Origin of the sequence: Marinifilum sp. N1E240 (genome assembly GCF_009295825.1) — a bacterium.
In the GTDB taxonomy this organism is placed as follows: domain Bacteria; phylum Bacteroidota; class Bacteroidia; order Bacteroidales; family Marinifilaceae; genus Marinifilum_A; species Marinifilum_A sediminis.
Genome location: NZ_WHKF01000003.1, coordinates 394,541 through 410,998, shown reverse-complemented (window position 1 = coordinate 410,998; position 16,458 = coordinate 394,541). Strand labels below are relative to the sequence as shown.

The following is a 16,458-nucleotide window of genomic DNA, read 5'->3' as shown; positions in this document are numbered from 1 at the left end:
AACCTATGACATTAATAAAATCGATATCAGGAATTAGAGGAACTATTGGAGGTCGTCCTGGACAAGCCTTAACTCCTATGGACATTGTTAGTATTTCAGGTGCATTTGGAATGTGGCTTCAAAATAGTGGAGCGAATAAAAAGATCGTAATTGGTCGTGATGCCAGAATGAGTGGCGAAATGGTTAACCAGTTGGTAGTAGGAGCCTTACTTTCTGTTGGAGTTGAAGTTGTGGATTTAGGCTTAGCCTCTACACCTACAGTTGAAATGGCAGTTGTAGATATGAAAGCTGGTGGTGGAATTATTATCACCGCAAGTCATAATCCAAAGAATTGGAACGCCTTAAAATTACTAAATAATAAAGGTGAGTTTATTAACGATCAGGATGGAAAGGATTTGTTAAATCTTGTTGAAAAACAGGAATTTAAATACAATGAAGTTGATGATTTAGGGAAATATTCCTTAAACGAGGATTACTTAGAGACTCACATTCAGCATATTCTTAATTTACCTTTGGTTGATGCAAAGTTGATCGAAGAAGCAAATTTTTCTATTGCTGTTGATGCAGTAAACTCGGTTGGAGGTATTGCTATTCCTCAATTGTTAAAGTCCCTTGGAGTAAAAAACATTAAAGAAATCAACTGTAATCCCGATGGTAATTTTGCTCATAACCCAGAACCACTTCCAGAAAATATTGTAGAAATTTCTGAATTGGTGAAGAATGAGAATTTGGATTTGGGAATTATTGTCGATCCTGATGTGGATCGTTTGGCAATGGTTTGTGATAATGGAAAACCATTTGGAGAAGAGTATACTTTGGTATCAATAGCTGATTATGTTCTTGAAAATAAAAAGGGAAGTCTTGCTGCAAATTTATCATCAACAATGGCTTTGCGCGAGATTGCCGAAAAGCATGGTGTTGAATTTTTCGAATCAGCCGTAGGTGAAGTAAATGTTGTTTACGAAATGAAAAAGCAATTAGCTGTGATTGGAGGGGAAGGAAATGGTGGCGTTATATATCCTGAGCTACACTACGGTAGAGATGCATTAGTTGGAGTAGCTTTATTTCTAACCTACTTAGCTAAATCTAAAATGACTTCTTCCGAATTGCGTGCTAAATATCCTGATCACAAGATTGTAAAAGATAAAATACAATTGGAAGGCGTAAGTGATCTTAATGGAATTCTTGAGCAAATAAGAAGAAAATTTATTGATTATCCATGCAATACTATCGATGGTGTTAAAATAACTTTTCCGGAAGGATGGGTTCATTTAAGAAAGTCGAATACAGAACCAATTATTCGCATTTACTCTGAAGCTAAAACTCAGGAATATGCCAATGATTTGGTTGCCTGTATAAAACAGTTGATTAAAATAAAAAAATAACGAAATAATCTATTGTAAAAGATTGATTTTTAAAACTTAAACCAATATGAGTACTTCTAAATCTTCATTTAAGAACTTCATTCTACCAATGATTATCATTGGAGCATTGTTCTTTATTTTCGGTTTTGTAACCTGGTTGAATGGAATCTTAATTCCATACTTGAAAATTGCTTGTCAGTTAACCGATTTCCAGGCATTATTTGTAGCATTTGCATTTTATATCGCTTATACGATTATGGCTTTACCATCTGCCTGGGTTTTGAAAAAAACGGGCTTTAAAAATGGTATGATGATCGGATTATTGGTTATGTCCATTGGAACGATGATATTTATTCCTGCAGCTATGTCGAGAACTTTTAGTGTTTTCTTAACCGGATTGTTCGTAATGGGAACCGGATTAGCATTATTGCAAACAGCATCGAACCCTTATGTTACCATTATTGGTCCTAAAGAAAGTGCTGCTAGAAGAATCAGTATTTTAGGTATCTGTAACAAGTTTGCAGGCGCAATGGCTCCACTAATTTTAGCTTATTACATTCTTAACGATGGCGATGCTTTTGTTGAAAGTTTGAAAGCAATGGATGCAACTGCACGTGTTGCTGCATTGGATTCATTAGCTGCCAGAGTTATCAATCCATATATTGTAATGACTATTGTTTTGGTTGTGATGGGAATTGGTGTTCGTTTGGCTCCACTTCCTGAAATTGAAACAAATGAGGAAGATGCTAAAGCAGAAAATGGCGAGAAAAAGAAGAATTCAATTATGGCATTCCCTCACCTTATTTTGGGAGTTCTTGCGTTGTTCTTTTATGTAGGAGCCGAGGTGATTGCTGGTGATACAATAATTAATTATGGACTTTCATTAGGTATCGAATTGGATACGGCAAAAGCATTTACATCATACACTATGGTAACAATGGTTGTTGGTTATTTGTTGGGTGTAACACTTATACCTAAAGTAATTGATCAGCGTTTTGCTCTTAAAGTATCTGCTGTTTTAGGTATTTTATTTGCATTTGGAGCAATATTCACTTCAGGAATAACTTCCGTGATTTTTGTAGCAATGTTCGGATTGGCAAACGCTTTGGTTTGGCCTGCAATTTGGCCTCTTGCTCTATCTGGTTTAGGTAGTTTTATCAATACAGGTTCAGCCTTATTGGTAATGGCAATTTCGGGTGGTGCAATTTTACCATTAATATGGGGACGTTTATCTGATGTATTTAGCACACAACAAGCCTATTGGGTTGTTGTTCCATGTTACATGTTCATCTTTTTCTATGCCGTTAAGGGATATAAAATACGCTCTTGGAAACCAGGTAGTGTAAATAGTAATGAAACAAGTGCAGAATTAGGAAAATAAAGAATATAGTTCTGCAATTGTAATGTTGGTAATACCATTGGAATTGCAGAATTCTTCTTTTGTCACATCCAGAATTATTAAGATCAAATGAACAAGAACTTATATACAATAGTATCGAAGTTTAAGACTGAAGGAACGGTTGAAACCATTCAACCATTGGGAGAGGGATTCATCAATGATACTTTTTTGGTGAAGACCAAGGCTCAAGACGATCCTGATTATCTTTTTCAGAGAAAAAATAAAAATATTTTTAAGGATGTTCCCGGAATGATGAGGAATATCCAAAAAGTATCGGCTCATCTTAAATCAAAAATTGAAATTGCTGGAGGGGATCCAAGTCGTGAGGCAATGACAATTATTGAAGTGGAGAATGGTAACCCATACTTCCAGGATGAGAAGGGAGATTTTTGGACACTTTGCCTATTTATAAAGGACAATATCACCTACGAATCAGCAGATAGTCCGGAATTGGCTTATGCAGGTGGAAAAGGAATAGGGAAATTTCAGGCAATGTTAGCTGATATGAAAGAGCCTTTGGTAGATATTCTACCGGGTTTTCACAACATCCGATTTCGCTTTGAACAATGGGATGAGATTTTAGAATCAGATCCTGTGAACAGAAAGGAAGATTTAGCCAAAGAGATTTCCTGGATTGAGGAGAGAAGAACTGAAATGCTTGAGTTTTGGGAGTTGGTTGAGGATGGAAGAATTCCTTCAAGAGTAACTCATAATGATACCAAAATCAACAATATTCTTTTCGATAAGGATGGCAATGATTTGTGTGTAATAGATTTAGATACAGTATTGAATAGTACCGTACTAAACGATTATGGCGATGCTATGAGATCCTACACAAATACAGGATTGGAAGATGATGAGAATCTGGAAAATGTAAGTATGGATATGGAAATATTCAAAGCTTATACTAAAGGATATTTGGAAGAAACAGTCTTATTTTTAACCAATACAGAGTTGGAGTATCTGGCTTTTTCTGCGAGATATATCACTTTTGAACAAGTTCTTCGATTTTTGATGGATTACATCAACGGAGATCAATATTATAAAATTAAATCGCCACAGCACAACTTGATAAGAACTCATGCTCAATACAAACTGTTGAGAAGTATGGAGGATCAGTTCAAGCAAATGAAGCAAGTGGTTATTGAATATAGCAAAGAATTGTCAGTGTAATTAGAATTTTATTTCTGATACCAGACCCGGTATTTAATCGTGTGGTAGCGAATTTTAAAACAGGTAGTTGCTATTAAAACTGCGAGTTTTAAACGAGTAAGGTTTAGAGATTATAGAAATAAAAAAGAAAATGGGAACATTATTTACATCAAAAGTAGAGCAAGCATTTCATGATTTATCAGGAGTGCCGGAAATTACAACTCAAATACCTTATGTAACAGTTGATAATTTTCCAAAATTGGGTTTAATGACTTCACTTCGATTTTTGGAGTGGGCAGAGCAAAATCCTCAGGGAGTAATCAGTTTGCCAACAGGTAAAACACCTGAGTATTTTATCAAGTACACGCAGTATCTTTTAGAGAACTGGAACAATGCCAAAGGTATGGATATCCGTGGACAATACGGATTAGGTAATATGGCTAAGCCTGATTTAAGAGGATTGCAGTTTGTTCAGATCGATGAATTTTACCCAATTGATCCACGTCAGCACAATAGTTTCTACAACTATGTGATGAAATACTACATTGATGGTTTTGGCTTGGAGAAATCCAATTCATTGCTTATTAATTCTGAGGAAATTCCATTGGTGGATAACAAGCACTTTTTGGAAGTTTTCCCTGATTATAATATTGACTTATCATTACGTTATCGCGAGGCGACAAGCGTTGTAGAAGAAATGCAGCAAAAATCAATTTTCATGATTGACAATTGGTGTACTTCTTACGAACAGCAAATTCGTGATAAGGGAGGAATTGGATTCTTCCTTGGAGGAATTGGACCTGATGGTCACATTGCATTTAACACACGTGGTTCGGATCATTATTCAACAACAAGACTAACCAAAACCAATTTTGAAACACAAGCAGTTGCTGCTGGTGACTTAGGTGGTATTGAGGTATCGAGAAACCGCTTGGTAATTACTATCGGATTGGATACCATTACTCACGACCCGGATGCTGTTTCAATTATATTTGCGGCAGGAGAAGCAAAGGCGGATATTGTAAAAGGTTCACTGGAAAGTAAACCAGATGCGGTTTATCCTGCTTCGGTTCTACAACGTCAGAAAAATAGCCGTTTTTACCTGACTACAGGTGCAGCTTGCAAGTTGACTGATAGTGTAGATCAGTTTTACAAAAAAGGAGATTGGTCTCATGCTAAATCTGAAAGATCTGTAATTGATCTTTGTAAGAAGATAAATAAGTATGGTCACCATTTAACAATGGAAGATCTAAAAGCTGATCCATATACTAGCCAAATTCCAAATTTAAATGAAGGAACTGTTCAAACAGTTATCGATTCGATTAAAGGGAAGTTGGAAAAAGGAATGAAACCTGATACCAATGAGGTGATTTATCATACAGGACCTCACCACGATGATATCATGTTGGGAATGATGCCTTATACAAATCGTCAGATGCGTTCAGCAAGTAATGATATTCACTTTTCAGTACTTACTTCTGGTTTTACTGCCGTAACTAATGGATTCGTTATTGGTGTATTGAAAGAGTGTCAGGAATTTATTGCCAATGGTGCAATCCAAATGTTGGATTATGCTGATTTCTTCGAGATTGGATATAGCAAGAAGTGGGATAAGGATGTTTATCACTTTTTGAATTCTGTTGCAGCAAGAAATGCTAATGGAAAGAGAAGAGGTCTTTGCCACCGTGTAATTCGTTCTATTGTTGAAACCTGGAAAGTTAAAAATAAAGAGCACCTGAATGAAACTATTGCTTTTATCATTAACGATTTGGAAAGCAGTTACGATGGAGGAAAAAATTCTCCTGAGGTTCAGAAAATGAAAGGAATGATTCGTGAGTTTGAAGAGGAGCTAGTTTGGGCTCACTTTGGAACTCCGGTTAAAAATATTCATCATTTACGTCTTGGATTCTACAAAGGTGATGTATTTACAGAATTGCCTGAGAAGAATAGAGATATGCTTCCTGTTTTGGAAGAATTTAGAAAGCACAAGCCAAGTATTATCAGTTTGGCTATGGATCCTGAAGGAAGTGGTCCTGATACTCACTATAAAGTTTTGCAAGCAATTGCAGGAGCTGTTAAAGAGTGGAAAGAGGAAGAAGATTTGTCGAAATTACGAATTATTGGCTATCGTAATGTTTGGTTTAAGTATCATCCAGCTGAAGCTGATACCATTGTGCCAGTATCATTAAATGCATTAGATGTATTGGAAAATTCATTTACCGAAAGTTACATGAGTCAGGTAAATGCATCTTTCCCAAGTTACGAGTACGATGGCAAATTTAATGAGTTGACTCAAAAGGTTTGGGTTCAACAATTAAAGCAAATTCAATTGTTATTAGGTAAGAATTTCTTTTACGAGAACAATCACCCATTGGTAAGAGCTACTCATGGTTTGGTTTACATGAAAGAAATGACTGCCGATGAGTTCGTTGCAATGGCACAAGACTTGGAAAAAGCAGTTGAAGAAAATCCGTTTTAAGTACCACACATAAATACCTCTGGGTCGGAGGATTCTTATCCTTCGGCCCTTTTTTTTCTTAGTTGATGAAGGAATATATCGTAAAAAGAATTAAGTCTGATATTTTGGAAATATCAGGAGATAAAATGCATCCTGTATGGGATATGGCCAATGTAAATACCGAATTTAACTATTCTTGGGAGGAGTTTAAAGCTCCGCTTACATCATTTAGAGCTTTACATGACGATAAGAAATTTTATTTTAGATTCGATGTAGAAGATAAAAATGTACTTACATTTGTTGATCAGAACCATAAAATGGAAGTGGTTGACTCGGATCGTGTGGAAATATTTTTCAGAAAAGATGAGAACTTAACTCCTTACTACTGTTTGGAGATGGATGCCCATGCAAGAGTGCTGGATTATAAAGCGAATTATTATCGGGATTTTGATTTTAATTGGGAATGGCCAGCCGAAAATATGGAGGTAAAAGCATCTAAGAATGGGAAAGGATATGTAGTAGAAGGCTTTATCAATCTATCCTCATTAGAGAATTTAGGTTTGTTAAAAGACAATCTTTTAGAAGCAGGCTTGTATAGAGGCTACTGTATGAAGTTACCTGCTGATCAGAAAGAGGCTGAATTGAGATGGATTTCTTGGGTAAATCCAGAGGTTCCAGAGCCTGATTTTCATATACCATCATCCTTTGGTAAACTGATTTTAGAATAAGTAGCCTTAAAGAGAACTTAGCTCTTGTTCTGAAGTATTGAACAAAAGTGAGAAAAGACATTGAGAAAATAATGATTAAAATTGCATTAGGAATAGATATAGGAGGTACAAATACCGTTTTCGGATGTATCGACAATAGCGGAAAATCGTTATCTGCTAGAAGTATCCCAACTCAAACCAGAGAAACATTTGAAGATTATTGCAAGGATTTATTGGCTGAAATTGGAGAGGCATTAAAGAAGATAAGTGAACCTGTTCAATTAATAGGCGTAGGTGTTGGTGCTCCAAATGCAAATTTCAGAACAGGAACAATAGAAGATGCAGCTAACCTTCGTTGGAAGGGCAGTTTGCCAATTGCCGAGACATTATCTAATGCCTTAAATGTTCCGGTTAAAGTAACTAATGATGCCAATGCTGCAGCTTTGGGCGAAAGAATGTTTGGTGGTGCAAAAGACATGAGTGATTTCATGGTAATTACTCTTGGAACAGGTTTAGGTAGTGGTATTGTTGTGAATGGCGATTTGCTTTATGGACACGATGGATTTGCAGGTGAGGTTGGACACATTATCATGCGTCCGGGAGGAAGAGAATGTGGATGTGGTCGAAGAGGATGTTTGGAAACTTATGTGTCGGCAACAGGAGTAAAAAGAACAGCATATAAAATGCTGGCAAAGCACATGGGGAATAGTTCTTTGCGAGATGTGCCATACAATCAGTTGACAGCCAAAATGGTTGCGGATGCAGCAAACGAGGGTGATTTGTTAGCCATGGAGATTTTTGCCTACACGGGAAAAATGTTAGGTGAGGCTTTAGCCAATGTCGCATCGGTAACCAGTCCGAGGGCAATTTTCTTTTTTGGAGGCTTGGCGAAAGCCGGAGATTTATTATTCGATCCGGTTCGTGAGGCGATGGAAAAGAACATCTTATTTCTTTACAAAGATAAGATCGATTTATTACCTTCTCAATTGGGTGAAGATGCTGCAATTTTAGGATCGGCTGCATTAATTTGGAACGATCAGTTAACTTTGTAATAAAAGGAATTTAATACGATTAAGTTTTATAATATTCGATATAAAAGCAGAAGAATAATGGCAAAACAGATACTTGTTACAGGAGGTACAGGATTTATTGGCTCTCATACAGTTGTAGAGTTACAGAACAATGGATACGAAGTTGTAATTGTAGATAACCTTTCCAATTCTAAGATTGAGGTTTTAGATCAAATAGAAGAGATTACAGGCAAGCGCCCAAAGTTTGAAGAATTTGATTTAACGGATAAAAATAAAGTGAAAGCTTTCTTCAATGAATATTCTAACCTAGATGCTATCATTCATTTTGCGGCATCAAAAGCCGTTGGAGAATCGGTTGAGAAACCTCTAATGTATTACAGTAACAATTTGAATTCACTAATGAACATCATGGAATGCATGAGCGAATTCAATGTTAAAAATCTGGTTTTCTCATCGTCATGTACTGTTTATGGTCAGCCTGATCAACTTCCAGTAACTGAGCAAACACCTCGTAAGGAAGCTGAATCACCTTATGGAAATACTAAAAGTATTTGTGAAGATATCATTCGTGATACAGTAGCTGCAAATAATGAATTAAAAGGAATTGCCTTAAGATATTTCAATCCAATTGGAGCTCATGCTACAGCTAAAATTGGAGAATTGCCATTAGGAGTGCCTAACAATCTAATTCCATTTTTAACACAAACAGTTGCTGGTATCAGACCAGAGCTTAGTGTTTTTGGTGATGATTACAATACACCTGACGGTTCAGCCATTCGCGATTACATTCATGTAGTTGATTTAGCAAAAGCCCATGTGGTTGCAATCGAAAGATTGTTAAACGATAAAAACAAAGCGAACTACGAGTATTTTAATGTTGGAACTGGAAACGGAGTTTCAGTACTTGAAATTATTGAATCATTCGAGAGAGCAACAGGAGAGAAAGTTCCTCATAAGATAGTTGATCGCCGAGCAGGTGATATCGAGCAGATATATGCCGATACATCTTTTGCAAACGAGGAGTTAGGATGGACAGCTCAAAGTACGCTGGACGAAACACTCTCTTCTGCCTGGAAATGGCAAACGAACATTATGGAGACTGAAAAATAGAATATATACAATCGTGGTAAGGCTTGCTTTACTGCGATTTTTTTTGCGCATTTGGTTCATTAAATAGTCTAGTTTTTTAATTCCAAGTACTAGTATAATTCTTCGAAACTGAATAAAAACCAAAATACGATACCATGAGTAAAACTTTACAAATAGGAATAGTAGCTCTTAGCCTTATGCTATTTTCCTGTACAAAACCTATCCCCAAAGATTTGAGCAAAGAAAACTTAATCCCAAAACCAGTTAGCCTTACAGCAACCGGAAGTTCATTTGAATGGACAAAAAACACTCAAATCTTGGTTCAAACAGGAAACGAGGAACTTAAGCAAATTGCTAATTACCTTGCTGAATTAATTGAACCTTCTACAGGATTTAAAGCAAAAATCAAAGAATTAAAGAAACCGGTAGGTAGCAGAGGAATTGCTTTAGTTATCAACCCGGATAAGAAAGATTTAGGTGCAGAAGGTTACAATCTAAGTATCGATTCAAGAAAGATAACTTTAGAGGCATTTCAAGCGGCAGGTATCTTTCGTGGTGTGCAAACCATCCGTCAGTTATTGCCAGCTAAAATCGAAGCGGATAAACTTCAGGAAGGTCCCTGGCTAATTGCCAGCGGAACCATTCATGATGCTCCGCAATACGGATATCGCGGTGCCATGCTAGATGTGGTTCGTCACTTTTTTAGTGTTAAAGATGTGAAACAATACATCGACTATTTGGCTGCCTACAAAATGAATGTTCTGCATTTACACCTTACCGATGATCAGGGGTGGAGAATTGAGATCAAATCTTGGCCTAAGCTAACCGAAATTGGTGGAAGCACTCAAGTAGGTGGTGGTAAAGGTGGATTTTACACTCAGGAAGAATACAAGGAGATTGTAAAATATGCTCAGGATCGTTTTATTACCATTATTCCTGAAATTGATATGCCAGGTCATACCAATGCTGCATTGGCTTCCTATGCTGAACTAAATGCTAATGGCAAAGCTACCGAATTGTATACTGGTACAAGGGTTGGTTTTAGTACTTTGGCTACGGATAAAGAGATTACCTATAAATTTATTGATGATGTCATTCGTGAATTGGCAGCCATTACTCCGGGTGAGTACATTCATATTGGTGGCGACGAATCGCATGTTACCAAGAAAAAGGACTACATTAAGTTTGTGAATAAGGTGCAGAAGATTGTTCAATCTCACAACAAGAAAATGATGGGTTGGGCCGATGTGGCTGCTGCTACACTCGACGAAAGTTCGGTAGCACAGTTTTGGCAAACCAAACCAAAAAATGCATTAAAGGCAGTGAAGCAAAATGTTAAGATTATAATGTCTCCTGCAACACGTGCCTATTTAGATATGCAGTACGATTCAATTTCTCCGCTTGGATTGCACTGGGCAGGATACCTTGAGGTAGATAAGGCATACAACTGGACATTGGAAAGCAATGTGGAAGGAATTGCCAAAGAAGATATTATTGGTATTGAAGCGCCACTTTGGGCAGAAACGATCGAAACTATGGACGACATAGAATACCTTGTTTTCCCTCGTCTGTTGGGGTATGCAGAATTGGGCTGGTCGCCAGATGAGAACAACTCATGGGACGAATATAAAGTTCGTTTGGGCAAACAACAGGAACGATTCGAAATTCTAAACATCAACTACTACCAATCGAAATTGGTACCTTGGAGTAAGGAGAAACTAGAAGAAGTAAAAGAATAATATTTCAATTGGTTGATTAGTATTACTTGCTAAGCAAGTTTTGAAAATATAAAGGGCATCCATATGGGTGCCTTTTTTTGTTATTTTGGTCGAATTGTTGAGAATCAGAAATGACAAATAAATATTTGAAATGAAGGCTTTTAGGTATTTGAGTATTGTGAAAAATGAAAATGCTTTGGATGTATTCTTATTGTATAGTTCAAAAAAAGAAGTTTAGCATTTATACCTGTACAATTGGTCTTAGAAATAGATATATCGATCAACTTGGAAATTCATGTCATTCTTAAAATAGAAAAAGATTTTTAAATTTGACTGCAAGAAAAAAAGTCAATGACTGATCTACACAACCAATTGTATACAAAACTAAAGGCTGGAGATAAAAATGCTTTTCAAGAATTGTTTGAAGAGTATTACACTTCGATGTATTTCTATGCCTGTAAATTTGTAGATGATGATTTGGCAAGAGATTTAGTTCACGACGTTTTTATGATATTTTGGCAGAACAAAGAAAACATCACGATCAAATCCTCTCTATCTGCCTACCTCTTTAGAATGGTTCGTAACAAATGTCTTCAGGAAATCGAGAGACAAAAAGTTAGAAACAATTATAGCACAGAAGCATTAAATCTTGATGAGCTCGCCTATTATAACGATGGAATAAAAAGTATAATTGAACTAGAGTTAGAAGAAAAACTGAAAGAAGCTATGGATAAGATGCCAGATGCTTGCCGTAAGGTGTTTATCATGAGTCGTTTTAATGGCTTAAAGAATAAGGAAATTGCAGAACAGTTGGGAATTTCTTTAAAAGCAGTTGAAAAACAAATAACTAAAGCTCTTAAAATTCTTAGGCTTGAGCTTAAAGAATATCTTCCTCTTTTAATGTATTTGTACTTTAATGGATCCGATTTTTTATAAGGTCATGCGATTAAATTAAGTTGTGATTTAAAAATACTCCTTTCGTATTTATTCATACAATAAACTGACCACCTTATATTACTGTAACATTATAAAAATGTAAAAAAATAAAAATTGGGGGTAGGGTAAAATCTATTTTTCCGATCATGTAGTATAGTAACCGATAATTAACGATGGATAATAAGGATAAAATAGTACAATTCCTTCAGAGACAGCTTAGTGAAGAAGAACAGGTTCAGTTTCTCGATTGGGTTTATTCAAATGCAGAGAATAAAAAGGAGTATTTCCAGCAAAAAGATATCTGGGATTCCTATAAAATGCATTCTGAAAAAGGAAATATAAATCTAAAGAAAGAATGGAAGGTTCTATCCAATCGTATTAACCTGATAAAAATACCAAAAACCTTTACCTTAAAGAGGAATTTTACTTTGTGGATGAGGATTGCCGCAATAATTATAGTAGTGTTTGGCTTGGGTTGGGGTTCTAATATGATTTTAGATTCTTTTAATGTTCCAAAGCAGCTTGTTCATAAACTCGAGGTGCCAAAAGGACAAAGATCTAAGCTGGCTTTGGCTGATGGAACAGAAGTATGGTTAAATTCTGATTCTAAATTGGATTTTTCGTTTGATGATGATAAAAAACAGAGAGTTGTAACCTTAAGTGGTGAAGCTTTTTTTAATGTTAGCCGAGATGAGGAAAAACCTTTTATTGTGAATGTGAAAGGACAAAGTTTAAAGGTACTTGGGACTGTTTTTAATGTGAGATCCTACGAAAATGAGGAGAATGTTTACACAACATTAGAAGAAGGTAGTGTTGAAGTAAAAGCTGCCGGGAGAACAGTTGTTATAGAGCCCAATCAGCAATTGATTTATAGTCGGATTAGTAATAGGTTATCTCTGAAAAAAGTAGAAACGAGTTACTATACTGTATGGCGTGATGGTCGCTACATATTCGATAATGAGGACTTTGAAACATTGATGGCAATGGTGGAACGCTGGTATGATGTTGAATTTATCTACCCAAAAAAGTTTTTCCAAAATATACATTATTCGGGTGTAATTAAGAGAACAAAACCTGTTGAACATGTTCTAAAATTAATTAATCATACTACACCTATTAGCTATCAGATAGACGGAGATAGGATAATAATCAAACCTTTATAATTTCATGTGTTAAAGTATTATAAAGGATGTAATTTGTCATAAAAACTAAATCGATTTAGTATGTTGAGATCAGAGACAAAAAAAAGTGGAATATATAATAACTTAACCCTTAAAATGTATAATGCCAATGATGTAATAATGAACCAAAAACAAAACGGGAAATGCGCTAACATTCCCCGAGTAAACGATGTTTGTGAAGAAACATCGAGTCATTAATTATAACCTTTCAAATTTATGAAAAAAAAATCGTTTTTAGTGCCTTCTTTCTGGAAGGAAAGTTGGAAACAAATTACAATTGTTTTCTTGCTAAGTTTAATGTTGACTGGCGTTACCAGTGCGAGTGCAACGAATGGAAATCAGGAAAATAAAATCTCAGTTAGTTTAAAGAACGCTCGAATTACAGAGGTATTCAAATTAATTCAAGCTAAATCGGATTTTGATTTCTTTTATAGGAATGAGCAAATACCTCAAAATAAGAGAGTGGATGTTGATATGCAAAATGTATCAATTAAAGAGGTGCTTGATTTTGTGTTTAAAAATACCGGATTAAGTTATAAGATTGTTGATAAGGATATTGTAATTGCTCCACAGGAACAAAAAAATGGAGATCGTACAATAAAAGGAATCGTAGTTGATCAACAAGGTTTAGGGTTGCCAGGAGTAACCGTGGTTGTTGAAGGAACTACCTTGGGAACTGTAACAGATATTGATGGGAATTACTCCATTGATGTGAAAGAGGAAAATCAAAATTTGGTTTTTTCTTTTGTTGGCATGCTTACACAATCGATTTCGATTGATGGAATTTCGAAATTAGAGGTTGAAATGAAAGAGGATGCCATTGGTTTGGCTGAGGTGATAGCTGTGGGGTATGGAATCCAGAAAAAAACAGAAATTACAAGCTCTATTGCCAATGTTTCAAGTGATGATTTTAATAAAGGTTTTGCGACTAATGCTTTACAATCGATTGAAGGTAAGGTTGCAGGACTGCAGATTGTACGTACCGCAGGTACTGATCCTAATGCTTCACCAAGAATTAGATTAAGAGGGACTTCATCTTTAAATGCATCAAGTGATCCGTTGATTATTGTAGATGGAATTACAGGTGTTGATATTAGTTCGGTTGCACCAGAAGATATTGAAAGTATGGATGTGTTGCGAGATGGATCTGCAGCAGCAATTTATGGTACAAGAGGAACCAATGGTGTTATTATTATTACAACAAAACAAGGTTCAACTGGTGAATTAAAAGTAGAATACTCTGGATATGTATCTACTGAAGACGCAACAGCTTTACCAGATGTACTTTCAGCTGATGAATATCGTGCTTACGGAGATGTGAAAGGGATTGCTTATGTTGACGGTGGTGCTAATACGAATTGGTCAGAGGAGATTATTAGAAAGAATATCTCACATGTTCATAACTTATCATTTTCAGGAGGAAAAGATAACTTAACCTATCGTGCATCTTTAAATTATCGTAATCTGGAAGGAATTGTTCTTAATACGGGACAAGAATATTTGAATGGACGTGTTAATTTAACTCATACAGGTTATAACGATCGTTTGAAGCTTCAGTTTAATATGTCTTCTACTTTAATGGAGAAAGATTATACTTCTTATTCAGCATTTGATATGGCTGCGATTCTTAATCCTACAATGCCTGTTAGGAATGAGGATGGTACTTATTGGCAGCCAAATGGTTATGGTGAATTTAATCCTGTGGCAAATTTAAATCAGGAACGCAGAGGTGGTAAGGAGAAAAACAATCAGATTAGTCTGCGAGCAGATTTTGATTTGATAGAGGGTTTAAAAATAGGAGCTTTTGGAGCTATTGATGTACGTGATCTTTTGGAACATGAATATGATGATATTGATTCAAAAAGTTCCGATAGAGATGGTTATAAGGGAAGAGCTAAACAGAAAACCTGGCATAGATATAAAAAGATGTTTGAAACCACTGTTAATTATAAAAAGGTTTTAGATAATCATGCTTTCACCGTGTTAGGTGGATACAGTTATGAAGATAAATCATATGAGGATTTTTGGGCAGAAAACAAAGATTTTGTAAGTGACGCTCAACAGTATCATGATTTAGGTTCAGGTGCGGGTTTGGCTGATGGAAAGGCAGATATGGATAGTTATAAAAAAACTGAGAAATTAATTTCATTTTTTGGACGTGTAACTTATTCGTATGAAAGTAAATATTTGTTTTCGGCAACAGTAAGAAGAGAAGGATCTTCAAAATTTGGAGACAATAACAAATGGGCTACTTTTCCAGCAGCTTCTTTAGGTTGGAGATTAACTGAAGAAGACTTTATGTCTGATGTGAGTTGGGTAAACGACCTAAAATTACGAATTGGCTATGGTGTTACTGGAAACATTGTTGATGAGCCGTATGAATCAATTCCTAGAATGGGTTCAGGAGGATTGTGGATATTAAATGATCAATATCTTAAATCGTATGGTTCAACAACAAATCCAAATGAAAATTTAAAATGGGAAACTAAAAAAGAGACCAACCTAGGTTTAGACTTTGGAGTTTTTAATAATAAACTAAGTGGATCTGTTGATGTTTACCAACGAAAAACCAAAGACTTACTATGGAAATTGGTTGCTCAGGTTCCATCAATGATTCATGGTGAAGTATTGTCTAATATTGGAGAAATAACAAATCAAGGTGTTGAAATAGCTCTAAATGCCAATATTGTTGATAATGAGACATGGAAAATTGGGGTAGATGCTACTTTTTCCTATAATGAAAACGAATTGGTAAGCTTATCTAATGAAACATTTAAATTTCAGGCGGTAAACTATGAAGATCTTCCAGCGCCGGGTCAATTAGGAACCATTTTTAGATATGAAGAAGGACATTCGATTGGATCTTTTTATGGTTATAAATATAAAGGGCTTACTGCTGATGGTGAATGGATTTTCGAAGATTTAGATGGAGAAGAAGGTATTACTGATGCAGATAGGACATTCATTGGAAATGGAAATCCTAAATATAATATTTCTTTTAGTCCGCACATTTCTGTTAAAGGGTTTGATTTTACAATGAATTTTAGAGGTGCATTCGGTTTTGATGTATTGAATGTAAATAAAATGTACTATGGAAACCCGCAATGGTATTCTGGAAATATGTTGAAATCCGCAGTTAATTCTCCGGTGAATGCAGATCCGCAATATTCTGATTATTACTTGGAAGATGGAAGTTATCTTAAACTCGACAACATTACATTGGGATACACCATACCTAAAGAAAAACTGTTTGGACTTGATTATGCAAGAATCTATTTCTCTGCCTTGAATGTTGCAACATTTACAGGTTACTCAGGATTGGATCCGGAACTTGATTTGGGAGCTAAAGCAGGTGTAGATCAGAGAGGTTTTTATCCACGAACAACTACCTATACTTTAGGTGTAAATGTTAAATTCTAATTG

11 protein-coding genes are annotated in these 16,458 nt (G+C 35.7%); all 11 read left to right on the top strand.

Going from position 1 to position 16,458, the window contains the following annotated elements; translation table 11 throughout:
• Positions 1-5: 5 nt before the first annotated feature.
• The 11 genes from glmM (at position 6) to GCQ56_RS10640 (ending at position 16,455) form a co-directional block, all read left to right on the top strand.
• Positions 6-1,385 (top strand): phosphoglucosamine mutase, encoded by a 1,380-nt coding sequence (gene glmM / locus GCQ56_RS10690; RefSeq protein WP_152734452.1) that lies wholly within the window; start codon positions 6-8, stop codon positions 1,383-1,385.
• A gap of 46 nt (positions 1,386-1,431) precedes the next feature.
• Positions 1,432-2,745 carry a sugar MFS transporter gene (locus GCQ56_RS10685; protein WP_152734451.1) on the top strand — a complete coding sequence of 438 codons (1,314 nt, stop codon included), beginning with the start codon at positions 1,432-1,434 and terminating at the stop codon, positions 2,743-2,745.
• Between the two features lie 87 nt (positions 2,746-2,832).
• The gene (locus tag GCQ56_RS10680) at positions 2,833-3,936 is read left to right on the top strand and encodes a phosphotransferase enzyme family protein (RefSeq protein ID WP_152734450.1); all 1,104 of its coding nucleotides are present in this window, start codon (positions 2,833-2,835) and stop codon (positions 3,934-3,936) included.
• Between the two features lie 130 nt (positions 3,937-4,066).
• Positions 4,067-6,394, top strand: a complete 2,328-nt coding sequence (locus GCQ56_RS10675; protein ID WP_152734449.1) for a glucosamine-6-phosphate isomerase — start codon at positions 4,067-4,069, stop codon at positions 6,392-6,394.
• A gap of 65 nt (positions 6,395-6,459) precedes the next feature.
• Positions 6,460-7,101 carry a carbohydrate-binding family 9-like protein gene (locus tag GCQ56_RS10670; RefSeq protein WP_152734448.1) on the top strand — a complete coding sequence of 214 codons (642 nt, stop codon included), beginning with the start codon at positions 6,460-6,462 and terminating at the stop codon, positions 7,099-7,101.
• A gap of 47 nt (positions 7,102-7,148) precedes the next feature.
• Positions 7,149-8,132 carry an ROK family protein gene (locus GCQ56_RS10665; RefSeq protein WP_299993514.1) on the top strand — a complete coding sequence of 328 codons (984 nt, stop codon included), beginning with the start codon at positions 7,149-7,151 and terminating at the stop codon, positions 8,130-8,132.
• A gap of 57 nt (positions 8,133-8,189) precedes the next feature.
• On the top strand, positions 8,190-9,221 hold the full coding sequence (gene galE / locus GCQ56_RS10660; RefSeq protein WP_152734447.1) for a UDP-glucose 4-epimerase GalE: 1,032 nt from the start codon (positions 8,190-8,192) through the stop codon (positions 9,219-9,221).
• 134 nt (positions 9,222-9,355) lie between these two features.
• On the top strand, positions 9,356-10,939 hold the full coding sequence (locus GCQ56_RS10655; protein ID WP_152734446.1) for a beta-N-acetylhexosaminidase: 1,584 nt from the start codon (positions 9,356-9,358) through the stop codon (positions 10,937-10,939).
• A gap of 330 nt (positions 10,940-11,269) precedes the next feature.
• The gene (locus tag GCQ56_RS10650; protein WP_152734445.1) at positions 11,270-11,854 is read left to right on the top strand and encodes an RNA polymerase sigma-70 factor; all 585 of its coding nucleotides are present in this window, start codon (positions 11,270-11,272) and stop codon (positions 11,852-11,854) included.
• Between the two features lie 173 nt (positions 11,855-12,027).
• Positions 12,028-13,017 (top strand): FecR family protein, encoded by a 990-nt coding sequence (locus GCQ56_RS10645; RefSeq protein ID WP_152734444.1) that lies wholly within the window; start codon positions 12,028-12,030, stop codon positions 13,015-13,017.
• Between the two features lie 234 nt (positions 13,018-13,251).
• Positions 13,252-16,455 (top strand): TonB-dependent receptor, encoded by a 3,204-nt coding sequence (locus GCQ56_RS10640; RefSeq protein ID WP_152734443.1) that lies wholly within the window; start codon positions 13,252-13,254, stop codon positions 16,453-16,455.
• The last annotated feature ends 3 nt before the right edge of the window (positions 16,456-16,458 follow it).